Origin of the sequence: Pseudomonas gregormendelii, assembly GCF_017114825.1 — a bacterium.
Classification (GTDB): domain Bacteria; phylum Pseudomonadota; class Gammaproteobacteria; order Pseudomonadales; family Pseudomonadaceae; genus Aquipseudomonas; species Aquipseudomonas gregormendelii.
This window is the reverse complement of sequence record NZ_JADEVO010000003.1, coordinates 63,966-79,483: the sequence shown is the minus strand read 5'-3', so window position 1 is coordinate 79,483 and position 15,518 is coordinate 63,966. Positions and strand designations below refer to the sequence as shown.

Below are 15,518 nucleotides of genomic sequence, written 5' to 3'. Positions count from 1 at the left end.
ATATCCTCACTCGTGGCCGAGGCGAATCAACGCATCGACCGCAGTCGTGCCGTGGGCGCCGACCAACAATGGGTTCACATCGAGTTCCAGCAGGGCGTCGGCGTTTTCGCAGGCGTAGTCCGCCACGGCGCGGATCGCCGCCACCAGCGCGTCCAGGTCGGCCGCTTCACGGCCGCGAAAACCTTGCAGCAAACCGGCGCTGCGCAGGCTCAGCACCGCGCGGCGAATGGCGCCGTCGGTGGTCGGCAGCAGCAGGCTGCGACTGTCCTTGAGCAGCTCCACCAAAATGCCCCCGGCGCCGATAACCAACGCGAGGCCAAAGTCATTTTCGCGCTTGATGCCGACGATCAGTTCAGCCAGGGGCGGCGTGGCCATGGGTTCCAGCAGCACCTGATCGAAGGGCACGTGCGGAGCGTAATCGGCGATGCTCGCGTGCATTTTTTGCAACGCGGCGCTCAGGGCGGCGGCGTCCTTCAGATTGAGCGCGACCGCACCGGCCTCGGTTTTGTGGGGTAGTTGTGCACTGACGGCTTTGAGCACCAGCGGGTAACCCAACCCATTGGCATCGACCAGTGCATTCGCCGGCGTGCTCAGCACACCGTTGGGCGTCGGCAGGCCAAATGCGCGCAACGCCTGTTTCGAATCCCACTCGTTGAGCAGGCGACCTTCACCCGTCAAAGCTCGAGGGCACAGCGGTACCAGTGCCGACTCGCCGAGCGCCAGCAGTGCCTGGCGATTACGCTGATAACCGGCAATGCGGCCCCAGGCGGCCAGGCCATCTTCGACCCCTTGCAGCGCCGCCACGTCCTGGGCATGCAGGCGCTCGCGGGCGCTGGCCGGCAGCAGCTCGGGGAACGCCGAGGTGACAAAACCGGTCTTGCCGTGACGCACCAGCGCGGCGCAATAAAGCTCAAGCAACAGGTCGCATTCCTTGCGTTCACCGGTCGATTCCGCCGGATAATCGAGCACCAGCATGGCCGCGTCGGCCTCGGTCCGCAGGGCGCTGTCGAGCATGCGGTTCAAGGCTTCGCCGTCACCCCAGATCGCAGTGGTGAAATCCAGCGGATTGACCAGGTTGGCGTAGCTGGGCAGCACCTGCGCGAGTTCTTCACGCTGGGTCTCGTCGAGCTTGGGCAACGTCAGGTCATTGCGTTCGGCGTAGTCGGCAATCAGGCCAGCGTCACCACCGGAACAGGCCAGGGCGATCAGGCTGTCGCCCGCGGGGAGTTTTCCGCAAGCGGCGGCCTTGAGGGTTTCGACGAAGCTCACCGGCCCGCTGACCCGGATGACGCCCAAGCGTGCAAACAGGCTGTCGTAGAGCGCATCGGAACCTGACAGCGAACTGGTGTGACTGAGGGCCAGTTCGGCACCGATCTGCGACACGCCGGTTTTCAGCGCGATGATCGGAATGCCCTTTTCGAGCGCCTTGTGCGCGGCGCGGGCGAAACCCGGCACGTTCTTCAGCCCTTCAAGGTGCAGGCCGATGGCCGTGACCCGCGGCTCATCGAGTAATACGTCCATCAATTCGGCGACGCCCAGTTGCGCCTGGTTACCCACCGATGCCATGTAGGCCACCGGCAGTGAACGGTCGCTCATGGACAGGTTGTAGGCGAAGTTGCCGCTCTGGGTCAGCACGGCGACGCCCTTCTCCACTGGCTTGCCGCCATGAGCCACCGGCCACAGGGCCGAGCTGTGCAAGTAGTCGAGCAGGCCGTAGCAATTGGGACCGAGCAAGGCCATCTGGCCGGCTGCCTGCAGCAGCTGTTGCTGCAAGGCCTGGCCTTGCGCCCCGGTCTCGGCGAACCCGGAGGCGTAGCATATCGCGCCACCCGCGTCCTTCGCGGCCAACTGCGCCACGGCGGTGAGGGTCAGCTCACGATTGGTCGCGATGAACACCGCGTCCGGGCCACAGGGCAGCTCGGCAATGCTGCGCACACAGGGCACACCTTCGAGGCTTTCATGTTGCGGGTTCACCAGCCACATCTGCCCCTGGTAGCCGCCTTCGGCACAGCGCTTGAGCGCACGGGCCATGCTGCGACCGCCGACGAATGCCAAATGGCGTGGGGCAAGCAGGCGCTTGAGGTTGTCACGAATAGTCTGCGACATGGCAATTCTCCAGGACGATCAGCGCAACAGCGGCCGCAGCAGTTCACGGGAAATGATGTGCCGCTGGATTTCCGAGGTGCCTTCCCAGATGCGCTCGATCCGCGCGTTACGCCAGATGCGCTCCACCGGTCCTTCATCCATCAGGCCCATGCCGCCGAATATCTGCACCGCCTCATCGGCGGTGCGTCCGAGCACTTCGCTGGCGAACAGTTTTGCCATGCCGGCTTCGCCATCGGTCATGGTGCCCTGGTCCATTTTCCACGCGGTATGCAAGGTCAGCAGTTCCGCCGCGCGGATCTGCGTGGCCATATCGGCAAGCTTGAACGAGATGCCCTGATACGTGCCGATCGGCTGGCCGAACTGCTTGCGATCCGCCGCCCATTGCAGCGATACGTCGAGTGCGCGCTGGGCCTGGCCGACGCAGTTGGCGGCGACCATCACCCGGCCGGCCGTAAGCCAGGCGTTGGCCACTTCCCAACCCTTGCCGACTTCGCCGAGCACTTTGTTGGCCGGCACCCGGCAGTCGTCAAAGAACATTTCGAAGGTGTGGTAACCGCGGTTGCTCACGCACTTGGGGCCGCGGCGAATGGTCATGCCCGGGGTGTCGCGATCCACCAGGAACGAAGTCACGGCGTTGCGCTTGCGGCCGTTGTGTTCATAGGTGTCGGTAACCGCAAAGACTATGGCGAAATCGGCGTGCCCGGCGTGGCTGATGAAGTGCTTGCTGCCGTTCAGGACGAAGTCTTCACCGTCGCGCACGGCGCGGGTCTTGATCGCATTGGCGTCGGACCCGGCACCGGGTTCGGTCAGGGCGAAGCAGTCGATTTTCTCGCCCTGGATGCAAGGCAGCAGGTAGTCGCCGATCTGGCTGCCCGTACAGGCCATGAGGATCTTCGAAGGCCGTGCGACGAACACGTGCAGCGCCCACGAAACCTTTGACAGCTCACGCTCTATCAGCGCCTGGGACAGGTAGTCGAGCCCGCCGCCACCGACCTCCTCCGGCATGTTGAAAGCATAGAAACCGGCGGCGATGGCTTTGCCGCGAATCTCTGCCGCCAACTCAGGGGAGACTTCGTCTACGCGGTCCACCGCTTCCTCGTGGGGCAGCAGTTCCTTGGCGACAAAGCTGCGTACCGCTTCCACCAACATTTCTTGTTCTTGGGTCAGTTGGAAATTCATGGTGCTACCTGTTGTTCGTTCACGGGGTATGAGGGTGGTGCAGGCTTATTTGCCGACGAAACGTGCCGGGCGTTTTTCCACGGAAGCCCGCAACGCTTCTGCGCCGTCTTCACTGCGACCACACAGCAGGCCGGCCGCCAGTTCGGCTTGCAGTTGCTGCGGCAGGTCGCGCTGGGCGCCTTCGCGCATCAGTTTCTTGGTCTGGGCGAAAGCGAAGGTCGGGCCGTTGGCCAGGCGCGTTGCCAGTTCGCCGGCGACGTCGAGCAGTTGTTCATCGGCGCACACTTCGCCTACCAGCCCGGTGGCCAGGGCCCGGTCTGCCCCCCACAGTTCATCGAGGAACAGCAGGCGCTTGGCTTGTTCGGTGCCGATCAACCTGGGCAAGTGCCAGCTGGCACCGGCGTCCGGGGAGTACGCCATGCTGGTGTAGCCAGCCTTGAACCGCGCCGACTGCGCGGCCAGGCGCAGGTCGCAGCACAAGGTCAGGTCCATGCCGGCGCCGACAGCAGTGCCGTTGATGGCGGCGATGGTGGGTTTTTCCAGGCTGTACAGACGGCTCATCAGGGCGTGGGCGGTTTCGGTCCAGCCAGAGGTTTCCAGATCGCCACGGGCTTCGGCTTCGGCCCACTCCGCGAGGTCCGCCCCGGCGCAGAAGCTGCGGCCGCTGCCGGTCAGCACGACAACGCGAACGGCCGGGTCGGCGTTGAATTCGTCCAGCAGGGCGTGCAGGTTTTTCAGGGTCGGGATGTCGAGGGCGTTGCGCTGAGCCGTGCGGTTGAGGGTGATCCAGGCAACGCCTGCTTCGACCTGGCTGAGCAGTGAAGGTTGAGTAGTCATTGCGGGGCCTCGGATTATTTTTGATTGGAATGAGGTGATGCGACTGAGGCCATACTAAACGAGTGTTCAGTAAGGCGGCAATTGGTGGCTAGATCGAGCTAAATTCTTATTATCTAATTGATATATATAGATTTATTGATTATTTAACGGGCTAGAAGGCTGCGCTTGTTACAACTTTGAACAACTGGGCACATGCCCCTGCCCATTACAGCGAGAATGACCGTGTTCGCAGCCTTGAAACAAAAAAACGCGACGGTCACCCGTCGCGTTCTTTGTCCGCCTCAAGCCATCAAACAGACGGCAAGCTCGGCGCCAACACCCCCTGACGCTTGCGATAAATCAGGAAGTAAGCGCTGTAACACAGCGCGATGAAGCCACCGCCCCAATACAGTGAAGGCCGTTGCGTCTCGTCCAGTGCCAGGAATACAAACAACGAACAGCACAACACAATGCACGTCAGCGGAATCAGCGGAAACCAGGGCGCACGGTATTTAAGATCGCTCAGTTTGCCGCCATCACGCAGGTAGGCCTTGCGGAACTTGTACTGCGCCAGGGCAATGACAATCCATGTCACCGTGCCCGACATGCCGCTCACCGCCATCAGCACCATGAACAAAGTATCGGCGGCGACAAAACTGGTCATCAGCGACACCAGCGCAAAGCACAGGGTGATGCTCAACGCCCGCAACGGCACGCCGCGCTTGCTCAATGGCGAGAAGCTTGTCGGGGCCATGCCGGTCTTGGACATTGCCCACAAGATGCGCGTCGAGGCATACAGCCCGGAGTTGCCCACCGACAAAATCGCCGTCAGGATCACGAAGTTCATCAGGTCGGCAGCGTAGGGAATACCGACCATATCGAACACCTGCACGAACGGACTCTCCATCAGTCCGGCCTGCTGCCAGGGCACGATGGCCGAGAGCACCACGATCGCCAGCACGTAGAAGATCAATACGCGAAACACCACGTTGCGAACCGCACGGGGAATGCTTTTCTCCGGCTGATCGGTTTCGCCAGCCGCCACGCCCATGATTTCGCAACCCTGGAACGCGTACACCACGGTCATCATCACTGCGAACACAGCTGACAGGCCGTTGGGGAACAGTGAGTCGCCAATCAGGTTGGTCATCATGGGCGCCGGCTCGCCACTGGTCAGCGGGATGGCGCCGAAGATCACCAGCACGCCGACCACGATGAACCCCAGAATCGCAGCAACCTTGATCCCGGAAAACCAGTATTCCGCTTCGCCGAACGCACGGGTCGCCAGGGCGTTAAGGCCGAACAGTACCGCGACGAACAAGGCTGACCAGTACCAGATCGGCACGGTCGGGAACCAGCGTTCCATCAACATGCCCGCTGCGGTGAATTCCAGCCCCACGGTGGTGGCCCAGCTCATCCAGTAGACCCAGCCGATCATGAAGCCGGTGCCGGGCCCGATGAATTTGGTGGCGTGAGTCTGGAACGAGCCGGACACCGGCATTTGCACAGACAGTTCACCGAGGCAGACCATCACCAGGTACATCAGGAAGCCCGCGACCAAGTAGCACAGGATCGCCCCGACCGGGCCGCCCTGGTTGATGGTCACGCCGGAGCCCATGAACAGCCCGGTGCCGATCACACCTCCCAGGGACAACATGAAAATGTGCCGGCTTTTCAGGGCGCGGGTCAGGTGGATACCTTGGCGGTCGATTGATTCGCTCATGTCGGCACCTCAGCAGTCGGCGCGGTGCGCGGCGGCTGACAGGACGTCATGGCGCGGGAAAGGATGAGCTTTACGGCAGTTCATTATTATTATCTCCAATAAGCTTCGAAGACCGCGCTGTGGCGGTTGCGTCGATTATTGGAAAGGCATGTAAGTTCGAGTTGAACCTGAGGATCAAAGATGTAAAAAGTCGTAACAAACTTGTACGTCAGGCCTGCAACAGGTCTGCCAGGGTCTGTCGCGAGCACCGCAGCTGCTCGTGCACCTGCGGCGCCAACCCGCGTAACGCCGCCTCATCGTTGATCATTGCGGCTTGCTCCAATGCGCGCAGGACGTTGGCCAACGCGCGAAATCCCAGGGAGTCGCTGCTGCCAGCCAGGCGGTGGGCCAGGTGCGCGACCTCGGTGCAGTCGTCTGCCGTGATCGCTTCGGCGAGTGCATGGCTATGCTGTTGAATCGAGTCGCGCAACACCTTCAACAATCCCAGCAGTTTCTGTTCACCGAGCAAAGTACGGTGTGTTTCCAGCAGCGGCCAATCCATGGCCGCGTCATCGAGTGGCGAAGTGGCTACGGGGGCCTGGTCAGCCAGCGCCTGGCGCAGAGTGTCGAGTTTCAGGGGCTTGGCGAGGATGCCGTCCATGCCGGCATCCAGGTAACCGCGAACCAGGGCCGGCTGCACACTGGCCGTCAGGGCAAACAGGCGGCTGTGGCGATTCGGCCCCGGAGTGTCGCGCAGCCGTTTACACAGCTCGACGCCGCTGATGCCGGGCAGGTGCACGTCGAGCAAGATCAGATCAAACGACTGCGCGGCACATTGAACCAATGCCTGCTCGGCGTCCTCGGCTAGCCAGACCTGATGCCCGTCGCGCAGCAAAAGGCCCTCGACCACCTCGCGGTTGAGCGCCACGTCCTCGACCACCAGAATGCGCAAAGCCTGCCCTGCAACACTGTCTGCCGCAACGGGTGCCACGCCGTTAGCCGGTTGCAGCGCCAGTTCGAACCAGAAACAACTGCCGCGCCCGACCTCGCTGTCCACGCCGATACGCCCGCCCAATTGCTCCACCAGATGCTTGCTGATCGCCAGCCCCAAGCCGGTGCCGCCGAAGCGCTGCGCCACCTCTTCACTGGCCTGGGTGAAGCGCTCAAAAATCTTCTGCTGCATCGCCGGCGCGATGCCGATGCCGTCGTCGGTAACGCTGACGCGCAGCCGTTGTCCAGGGGCGCCAGGCAACAGCGCTATCTCCACCTTGACCTGCCCGCCCTCGGTAAATTTGATGGCGTTGGCCAGCAGGTTGCTCAGCACCTGGCGCAGGAATTGTTCGGCGCCGTGATGCCGCTGCGCTACCCGTGGGTCGATGTAGCATTGCAGGATCGTGTCGTTGCCCAGCGCGCGGGGTTCGAGCAGTGTCATTACCTCATCAAGCAATTGCCGCAGCGAGAATTCCACCGCCTCCGGATGGCTGGCGCCCTCCTCCAGCCGGGCGAAATACAGCACTTCGTTGAGGATCGACAGCAACCCTTCGCCGGCTTTGTACAGCGCATCCAGCCGCTTGCCGCCGAGTGCGTCCAGCGGCGCATCGCGCAGCAATTCGGCCATGCCGAGGATGCCGTTGAGCGGGGTACGCAACTCATGGCTCATGGTGGCAAGGAAACGCGACTTGGCGAGGTTGGCCGCTTCCGCTTCATCCTTGGCGCGCATCAGGCTGGCGGTGCGCCGCTCGACCATTCGCAGCAGTTCGTCACGGTTATCCTGCAACGCCAGCCGATCGCTTTCGCGGCGGTCGATGTCACTGAGAATGGCCCGGCGCATGTCGTCCAGAGCATGGGCCACGGTGTCGATTTCGTCTTCGTCTTCGTCTTCGTCCGCACGGCGACGCTTGTCCAGGCGTAACGGCTCGTGGGAATCGCCCGCAGCGATGCGCCGGGCAAACTCGGCCATGACTTGCAGGTGGCGAGTGACCAGGCGATAAAACAACCCCGACAGCACCACCGCCAGGCCGCACAGAAACACACTCATCCACAGCAGGCTGGTCAGCCCGGTGGTGTACAGGCGCTCATGCACCGCCCCCAGGTCGGTGGTGACCTCCAGTTGCCCCAAATGACGCACCGCCCCCGATGGCGGCTGGTAGTCGAGGGCAAAACGTTCTATTCGCAGCGGCCCGACCGGCTCGGCAGTGCCTTGCAGCAGATCGAAATCAGGGCTGATCAGGCGCACGCGCGCCACGTCGGAAAAGTCCACCAGGCCGCGCAACTGCACGTTGAGCTGATCCTGGTTCAGGTCCCACAGACTGCGCTCCAGGCTGGCCAGGTAGCCGGCGCGAATCAGCTCCATGCGCGAGTCGATTTCGCGCATCTCGCGTCGATACTCAAAGTACAGCTGCACGCTGCTCGCCAGCACCGTAAAACACAGGCTGAAGAACAGGATAAACAGCAGCAGGCGCCGCAACAGGCCGCCGGGCCGGGCCCGAATCATGGTCGATCCGCCGGTTGCTGGAGCGTGTCGCGGTAGATGACCTCACTCTCGTGAAGCAAGCGGTCGATCTCGCCCGAATCGACCATGTGCTGCAACTGCGCATTGATATCGACCATGCAACTGGCCAGGGGCGAACGACGCGACACGGCCACTCGCAGGTAATCCACACCAAAGGAATCGGCCAGGGCCACGATGTCCTGGGTGCCCGGCAGGGTATCGACGCGCATTTGCCCGGTGCGCCGCTCGGAGACGACGAAGTCGATGCGGCCGCGGATCAACTTGCCAAAGTTCTGCTGGCTATCAGAGACCCGTTCGATGTTCTGGTGCTGGTCGACAAAGCGGTCGAACGTCTCGCCATAACTTTCTCCGAACAGGAAACCACCACGGTAGTGCGCCAGGTCCTCCAGCCGATCTATTGTTACCGGGTGCCGGCGATTGATGAACACCGCGACTTCCTCGCGCAGTACCGGCACCGTCGAAAAAGCCAGGGCCTGCTCACGCTCTGCAGTGCGATAGGCCAGCACCACATCCACCCGACCTTCAACGGCATCCAGCACGCAGCGATTCCAGTTATCCAGCTCGACGAGCTCGACCTCGTAGCCCAATTGCCCGAACAGTTTTTTAACCACGCCGGGAGCGAGCCCGCGTATCTGTTTGCCGTCGCTCCAGGAGATCGGCGGGTAGACCGGGTAATCGCAATAGCGAATTTTTTGCGCAGCCGTCACCCCGGTGGATGCCAGCATCAACAACAACCAGATCCCGCGCCACATGCCGCTCAGGCCGCGACGCTGGCGGTAAACAGATAGCCGGCACCGTGGATGGTGATGATCAGTTCAGGCTCGGCCGGGTCGTCATGCAACTTGCGCCGCAAGCGTCCCACCAGCACATCGATGGAGCGATCGTTGGGCACCCATTCGCGGTTGCGGATCTGGTCCATCAACTGATCCCGGCTCAAGGTGTGCCCGCTGTTGCGCAGGAACACGCTGAGCAACTGGTACTCGCCATGGGTCAGCAGGGTTTCACTGCCGCTGTGGTCGATCAACCGCCGGCGATCAGTGTCCAGCGCCCAGGCGGCGAATTGCTTGACCGGGCGGGCAACCGCAGCAACAGGATGCGGCGTGTGGGCGTGGCGCACCCGGCGAATCAGGTTCTTCGCCCGGGACACCAGTTCCCGCGGATTAAGCGGCTTGATCACATAGTCATCGGCGCCGCACTCGAGGCCGACGATGCGATCGATTTCATCGTTGCGCCCGGTGATCAGGATGATCCCGACCTCCGAACGCACCCGCAGCTCCCGCGTCAGGGTCAGGCCATCCTTGCCCGGCAGGCGGATATCGAGCATCACCAGGTCGACGCTCTGGCTCGCCAGGAAGGTCTCGGCCAACTCAGCAGTGGCGGCGCAATGCACTTCATAACCTTCCTGGGACAGGTAGGCCTGCAGCAGTTCGCGAATCAACGGATCGTCGTCGACGATCAATACCCGAGGAGTCATCGCTAGGTGTCCCGCGTATGCCCGAAGGCGTGTTTCTTATTAGAGTTGTGGTTACCACTGGAGGCAGAGAGTAGCCACTACTGAACGATCGATCAACAGCCCGTCGTCTGCAAAGTGAATCGCTGCCGACCACCGGCCTGCAAACCGTCGACCCAGGCTTCGCAGATCTGCATGCCCTGCTCCGGCGTGAAGGTGCCGGGGTTGAGACCCGATTCCAGCCACAAGCCGTCGAGCAAGGCGCTGAGGCTGATGGCAGCCAGGTCGGAATCGAATCGTTGCCAGCCCTCCTCCTCCGCCAGTTCGTTGAGCACCTTGCGCAGGATGGCCCGGTACTCGCCATAGGACTGTTCGTGGGCAAGGTTGATCGCCTCTGCCGTCTTGACCGCGCCCCAGAACGCCAGCCAGGCATCAAGCAGTTGCGGGTCGAGCAGTTCGGCGGAAAACGAGCCGCGAAAAAACGCCGACAAACGTTCACGGGCATTGGGCGCGGCCTGTTCCATGGCCGCGCGAAGCAGTGCCATGACGCGGCCGGTCACCGCCAGATAGGCTTCGGCGACCAGCTCGTCCTTGCCGGAATAGTGATGACTGATCAGCCCGACCGATACACCGGCCTCGGCGGAAATCTTGCGGATCGACGCGCCCTGGAAGCCATGGCGCTGCAGGCACACGAGCGTGGCCTCGATGAGATTGGTTTTGCGCAGTTCCGGCGCCATTCTGGAGAATCGGACTTCCTGAGTCATTGCACGACCTTCCTGGAGGCGAGGGTTGAGCCCTGTACGAGCCATTCAAGAGCTGAACGACTGTACAGCAACTGCCCTCGCCGACTCCAGACGTCGCGCTGCTTTACATACCCGGCAGCACGTCAGGCGGAACAATCGCGCCGCCCTTCATGACCACCGGGGTTTTCTCCAGGATCGCAATGTCAGCCAGCGGATCACCCTCGACCGCGATCATGTCGGCAAAGCGACCGACACTGACAGCGCCTACGTCCTGCTGCCAATTGAGCAGGTCTGCGGCGACCACGGTGGCGGACTGAATCGCCTGCATTGGGGTCATTCCGTACTTGACCATGTAGGCGAACTGCCGGGCGTTTTTGCCGTGCGGGTAAATCCCGGCATCGGTGCCATAGGCGATTTTTACACCGGCCTTGACCGCCTTGCGGAAACCTTCACGCTGTACTTCGGTGGTTTCGGTGTTTTTACGCAGGTAACTTTCCGGCCACTTTTCCTCGCGCCCGACCTTGTCGATGAAGTCTCCGTTGTAGATATCCATGACCAGATAAGTGCCGTTGTCCTTGGCCAGCTTGATGCCTTCATCGTCCAGCAGCGAGGCATGCTCCACGGATTTTGCGCCGGCGCGGATAGCCGCCTTGATGCCGTCGGCGCCATGGGCGTGCACGGTCGCATAGCTCTTATGCACCTTGGCCTCCTGCACTACCGCGCGCATTTCGTCCTCGGTCATTTCCATCTGGCCAGGCTCGGTGCCTTCGGCCAATACGGCGCCCGTGCCGACCATCTTGATGGTGTCGACGCCGTGCTGGAACAGGTACCGGGTCTTGAGTTTTGCGTCATTGGTATCGCGATAGACGCCCACCCGCATATCGTCCGGCACCGTGATGCCCGGTGCCAGGCCCGTCACCTCACCGCCGCCACCCGCTACTGAGAGATAAGCGCCGACTACATTCATCCGTGGCCCCAGCACCTGATTGGCGTTGATCGCATCACGTAGCGAGACGTCGGTAAACGCGCGGTAGGTCCCCACGTCGTGGACCGTGGTGAACCCTGCGCGCAAGGTCTGATAGGCATGTTTGGCGCCCAGCAGCGCGTAGTCCTGGGCAGAATGCAGGAGGGGTTCGGCAACGTTGTTGGTCATGTCCCAGTCGGCGATATGCGTGTGCATGTCGATCAGGCCCGGCAGCACAGTCTTGCCCGACCAGTCGATAACGGTGCTGTCAGCCGGCGGTGCACTCCAGGGCTCAACGGCCACGATGCGCTCGCCATCGACCTTGATGCGCTGGTCCGTCAGCACCTTGCCGCGCTCCACGTCCACCAGGCGACCGGCATGGATGTAGACCGTGTCGGCCAGTGCGGACAACGACAGCGACGAGAGGGTTACGGCCAACGCGATACTCGAGAGCTTCATGGGATACCTCTTTTATTGTTATTGGACGGATGAACGCACATCAAAAAATATTGATCGGGTATTGAGTGATGATCCGCAGTTGTTTAACACTGTCACCGCTAAAGGCATGTTCGGCGTAACGCACCCGAACCGACAAATCTTTCAACGGGCCCGCTTCAACAACGGTTTTAATATCGACGTCTCGCTCTATCTGCTTATCCGCATGAGCGAAGTAAGCGTACAACCCGTCCGGATCAACTTGCTCATTATCGATATCAAATCCATAGATATACTTGAAGCCCAGCGTGGTATGTAAAACACCCGTAGAACCAAAATCATATTCATAGGCCAGGCCGACTGACTGTTCGCCAAGGCCATTGAAGTCCCCGTATTGCGAAGAGTTGGCCAGATAGATCGAGTCCATGTAAGTCCCATCCGAAGCCATCAGATAATCAAATGGCTGACCTCCATGGATCTTTTGATAAGACAGCGTCAGCGTATGCGGGCCATTGGCATAGGCCGTCGCCAACGACCAGGCGGTGACATTGATATCGCCGGCATTGGCCTGGCCCTGATCCAGTGATCGATAGAGGTTGAAGTCAACGCCGAGAGTCTGTCCCGCAGTCAGGACAAAGCTGTAGTTGCCATTGACATAGTACTGGCGCCACAAGTCCTGCGCCTGGGACACGTAGAAGCCGACGCCGCCCTGCTCTAATGGCGTGTAGGTGAAGCCTGCATAATCGACATCGCCGCTGTCCACCGCGGCGTAACCCGCCATGAAGCCACCGTCGTGACCTGTACTGGTATAACCTCTGGTGGAATGGAAATGCCCGATATCGATGCTGACTTTGTCGATATCATCACTCAACAGTTGTATGCCACGGGTGGTCATCGGCATCAGGCGTAAATCGGGAGTCGCAAATACCGGATTGTATGGGCGCAGATCGCCGTACTTTATGACAGTGTTTGACCACTTCATCTTTACCGAAGCGTTGAGTGTCGCAGACTCGGTTCTTTCGCGATCTCCCTCAGCGGGAAACATTCCCGTGCCAACCGTACCGCGACCGCCATCCAGCTTGTAGGCAGTATAGGCACTTGCATCCAGCCCAAGGCCGACTTTACCTTGAGTAAATCCGGACTGGTAATCCATCTGGAAACCCTGCCCCCAACCACGGGCATCGGGATAATGCGAGAGTGAGTTCCGATTAAAATACATATTGCGAGCGGTAATAGTTGCCGAGCCACCCTCGACTAATCCTTCGCCCACATCTTCTGCCTGCACTTTCAAATAACTTCCAGATGCCGATAGAACAACCACACCCAATAGTGAACACAGCTTCATTGTAGGCCTCAGAGCTTGATTATTATTGTTTTCTGCAAATGCCTGTACCTGCCAATGGTAGGCACCCTGCCATTGCCATTAATAGAATTTATATGTTGAGAATTGCTCGCCTTGCGCAATCGAAGTAACGGATTTGTAACATCGGCATTACATCTGGTTCCAGTCGACATCCAGTAAACAAAACCATTGATTTTTTACTGAAGGTAAACTCTTATAGAAAAATAATAACGCCGAAAACCGGCCCTTTCGGCTTCAGGCCGCCTGGAGTAGCCCCATCATGAGCACCTCGTCCCCCGCTTTCGCGCACCTGTTCGAACCCCTGCTGCTACGCGGCAAACGCCTGAAAAACCGCATCATGTCCAGCGGACATGACACTTCGATGCCCACCGACAACCTGGTCAATGATCAACTGATCGCTTACCACCAGGCGCGCGCGGCAGGGGGTGCCGGGCTGATCGTGCTGCAGGTGGCGGGTGTGCACGACAGCGCGCGTTATACCTCGCACGTGTTGATGGCCACCGATGACGCCTGCATTGAGGGCTACCGCAAACTGGCGCAAACCTGCCATGCGCACGGGACGGTGGTGCTGTCGCAGATCTTCCACCCTGGGCGGGAAATCATGGAGTCCAGCGACGGCCTGCTGGCGGTGGCCTATTCAGCTTCGGCGGTGCCCAACGAGCGGTTTCGGGTGATGCCACGGGCACTGGATCAAGCCATGATCGACGAGATTGTCGCCGGGTACGCGGCAGCGGCGCGGCGCCTGTGTCAAGCCGGGATCGACGGCGTGGAGGTGGTCGCCAGTCACGGTTATCTGCCCGCGCAGTTCATCAACCAGCGAGTCAATCGCCGCACCGATGGCTACAACGGCGAGCTGGAACAGCGCCTGCGCTTGCTGCGGGAAATCATCGCTGCTGTGCGGGCCAGTACCGATGAAAACTTCATCATCGGCCTGCGCATTTCCGCAGACGAGCGCGACCCGGAAGGACTCACCGAGGACGAATCGCTGCTCGCCGTGCAGGCATTGCAAACCAGCCTGGATTACGTGCACATCGTCGCCGGTACTTCTGCATCCCTGGGCGGTGCCGTGCACATCGTGCCGCCCATGGCGATCGAAGCGGCCTATCTGGCCAGGGAAGCCGGAACCTTCAAGGCCGGTCTGTCCATCCCGCTGTTCGTCACCGGGCGCATCAACCAGCCCCAGGAAGCGGAGCTGATCCTGGCCCGGGGTCAGGCCGACGTCTGCGGCATGACCCGCGCGCTGATCTGCGACCCGCAAATGCCCAACAAAACCGACAGCGGCCGTGTAGAAGACGTGCGCGCCTGCATCGCCTGCAACCAGGCGTGCATCGGCCACTTCCACAAAGGCTTGCCGATCTCCTGCATCCAGCACCCGGAGACCGGGCGCGAGTTGATCTTCGGCAACCGGCAACCTACCGGCCAACGCAAGCGCATCATGATTGCCGGCGGAGGGCCGGCCGGCATGAAAGCCGCTGCGGTAGCGGCCCAGCGCGGGCACGAGGTCACCCTCTATGAAGCGGCCGCGCAACTCGGCGGCCAGGTGCTGCTGGCGCAGCTGTTACCGCGACGCAGCGAGTTCGGTGGGGCCAGCACCAACCTGCAGCGGGAGATGGAACTGGCGGGTGTACGGGTGGTGCGCAACACTCGGGTCGACCGCGCCCTGGTGGAGCGCGAGCGCCCCGACCTGGTGATCATCGCCACTGGCGCCGAGCCCTATTGGCCAACCTTCGAGCGTGGCGGCGAACTGCAGGTGGTGGACGCCTGGCAAGTGCTGCGTAATGAAGTACAGATAGGTCGTTCGGTGGTCGTGGTGGACTGGCGCTGCGACTGGATCGGCCCCGGCATCGCCGAGCGCCTGGTGCGCGCCGGGCATCAGGTGCACCTGGCAGTCAACGGCACCCATTGCGGGGAAAACCTGCCGCTGTACGTGCGCGACCAACTGGCCGGCGAACTGCACAAACTGGGTATCCCCATCACCCCCTACGCCCGCCTCTACGGCTGCGATGACAGCACCGTCTACCTGCAACACACCGCGAGCAGCGAGCCGATGTTGCTGGAAAATATCGACACCCTGGTGCTCTGCCAGGGTCATCAACCGGTCGACACCCTGGGCGCAGAACTGCAAGGCCTGGTGGAGTTTCGCCAGATCGGTGACTGCCTGGCGCCGCGCACTGCCGAAGAGGCCATCTACGAAGGTTTGAAAGTCGCCTGGGCGCTTTGAGCCTGTTTATACTCCGGGGTTTTCCCC

General features: G+C 61.3%; 11 protein-coding genes. 1 reads left to right on the top strand and 10 read right to left on the bottom strand.

Features of this window, described 5'->3' with window-relative positions; genetic code table 11:
* Window positions 1-6 precede the first annotated feature (6 nt).
* From IMW75_RS03420 to IMW75_RS03375, 10 genes are all read right to left on the bottom strand, one after another.
* A complete protein-coding gene (locus IMW75_RS03420) occupies window positions 7-2,106 on the bottom strand; it encodes an acetate--CoA ligase family protein (protein ID WP_205891881.1) in 2,100 nt (699 codons plus the stop codon).
* An 18-nt stretch (window positions 2,107-2,124) separates the two neighbouring features.
* The gene (locus tag IMW75_RS03415) at window positions 2,125-3,285 is read right to left on the bottom strand and encodes an acyl-CoA dehydrogenase family protein (protein WP_205891880.1); all 1,161 of its coding nucleotides are present in this window, start codon (window positions 3,283-3,285) and stop codon (window positions 2,125-2,127) included.
* Between the two features lie 45 nt (window positions 3,286-3,330).
* Window positions 3,331-4,122, bottom strand: a complete 792-nt coding sequence (locus tag IMW75_RS03410; protein WP_205891879.1) for an enoyl-CoA hydratase/isomerase family protein — start codon at window positions 4,120-4,122, stop codon at window positions 3,331-3,333.
* A 289-nt stretch (window positions 4,123-4,411) separates the two neighbouring features.
* The gene (locus tag IMW75_RS03405) at window positions 4,412-5,824 is read right to left on the bottom strand and encodes an amino acid permease (protein WP_205891878.1); all 1,413 of its coding nucleotides are present in this window, start codon (window positions 5,822-5,824) and stop codon (window positions 4,412-4,414) included.
* A gap of 208 nt (window positions 5,825-6,032) precedes the next feature.
* Window positions 6,033-8,297, bottom strand: coding sequence for an ATP-binding protein (locus IMW75_RS03400; RefSeq protein WP_205891877.1), 2,265 nt, complete (start codon window positions 8,295-8,297; stop codon window positions 6,033-6,035).
* Window positions 8,294-9,067, bottom strand: coding sequence for a substrate-binding periplasmic protein (locus IMW75_RS03395; RefSeq protein ID WP_205891876.1), 774 nt, complete (start codon window positions 9,065-9,067; stop codon window positions 8,294-8,296). Before IMW75_RS03395 ends, IMW75_RS03400 begins: the two co-directional genes overlap by 4 nt.
* A gap of 5 nt (window positions 9,068-9,072) precedes the next feature.
* Window positions 9,073-9,789 carry a response regulator gene (locus tag IMW75_RS03390; RefSeq protein ID WP_045058755.1) on the bottom strand — a complete coding sequence of 239 codons (717 nt, stop codon included), beginning with the start codon at window positions 9,787-9,789 and terminating at the stop codon, window positions 9,073-9,075.
* A 92-nt stretch (window positions 9,790-9,881) separates the two neighbouring features.
* Window positions 9,882-10,529 carry a TetR family transcriptional regulator C-terminal domain-containing protein gene (locus tag IMW75_RS03385; RefSeq protein ID WP_205891875.1) on the bottom strand — a complete coding sequence of 216 codons (648 nt, stop codon included), beginning with the start codon at window positions 10,527-10,529 and terminating at the stop codon, window positions 9,882-9,884.
* A gap of 103 nt (window positions 10,530-10,632) precedes the next feature.
* Window positions 10,633-11,931, bottom strand: coding sequence for a Xaa-Pro dipeptidase (locus tag IMW75_RS03380; protein WP_205891874.1), 1,299 nt, complete (start codon window positions 11,929-11,931; stop codon window positions 10,633-10,635).
* Between the two features lie 40 nt (window positions 11,932-11,971).
* Window positions 11,972-13,192, bottom strand: a complete 1,221-nt coding sequence (locus tag IMW75_RS03375; protein WP_336512396.1) for an OprD family outer membrane porin — start codon at window positions 13,190-13,192, stop codon at window positions 11,972-11,974.
* 337 nt (window positions 13,193-13,529) lie between these two features.
* Between IMW75_RS03375 and IMW75_RS03370 the strand changes: the two genes are divergently transcribed.
* Entirely contained in the window at window positions 13,530-15,491 is a 1,962-nt protein-coding gene (locus IMW75_RS03370; RefSeq protein ID WP_205891872.1) for an oxidoreductase, read from the top strand.
* Window positions 15,492-15,518: the final 27 nt, after the last annotated feature.

What these genes read in the sequence shown, in the direction of transcription:
- IMW75_RS03415 (WP_205891880.1), bottom strand. Translation starts at nt 3,285, where the DNA reads ATGAATTTCCAACTGACCCAAGAACAAGAAATGTTGGTGGAAGCGGTA.
- IMW75_RS03405 (WP_205891878.1), bottom strand. Translation starts at nt 5,824, where the DNA reads ATGAGCGAATCAATCGACCGCCAAGGTATCCACCTGACCCGCGCCCTG.
- IMW75_RS03385 (WP_205891875.1), bottom strand. Translation starts at nt 10,529, where the DNA reads ATGACTCAGGAAGTCCGATTCTCCAGAATGGCGCCGGAACTGCGCAAA.
- IMW75_RS03420 (WP_205891881.1), bottom strand. Translation starts at nt 2,106, where the DNA reads ATGTCGCAGACTATTCGTGACAACCTCAAGCGCCTGCTTGCCCCACGC.
- IMW75_RS03400 (WP_205891877.1), bottom strand. Translation starts at nt 8,297, where the DNA reads ATGATTCGGGCCCGGCCCGGCGGCCTGTTGCGGCGCCTGCTGCTGTTT.
- IMW75_RS03410 (WP_205891879.1), bottom strand. Translation starts at nt 4,122, where the DNA reads ATGACTACTCAACCTTCACTGCTCAGCCAGGTCGAAGCAGGCGTTGCC.
- IMW75_RS03390 (WP_045058755.1), bottom strand. Translation starts at nt 9,789, where the DNA reads ATGACTCCTCGGGTATTGATCGTCGACGACGATCCGTTGATTCGCGAA.
- IMW75_RS03380 (WP_205891874.1), bottom strand. Translation starts at nt 11,931, where the DNA reads ATGAAGCTCTCGAGTATCGCGTTGGCCGTAACCCTCTCGTCGCTGTCG.
- IMW75_RS03395 (WP_205891876.1), bottom strand. Translation starts at nt 9,067, where the DNA reads ATGTGGCGCGGGATCTGGTTGTTGTTGATGCTGGCATCCACCGGGGTG.
- IMW75_RS03370 (WP_205891872.1), top strand. Translation starts at nt 13,530, where the DNA reads ATGAGCACCTCGTCCCCCGCTTTCGCGCACCTGTTCGAACCCCTGCTG.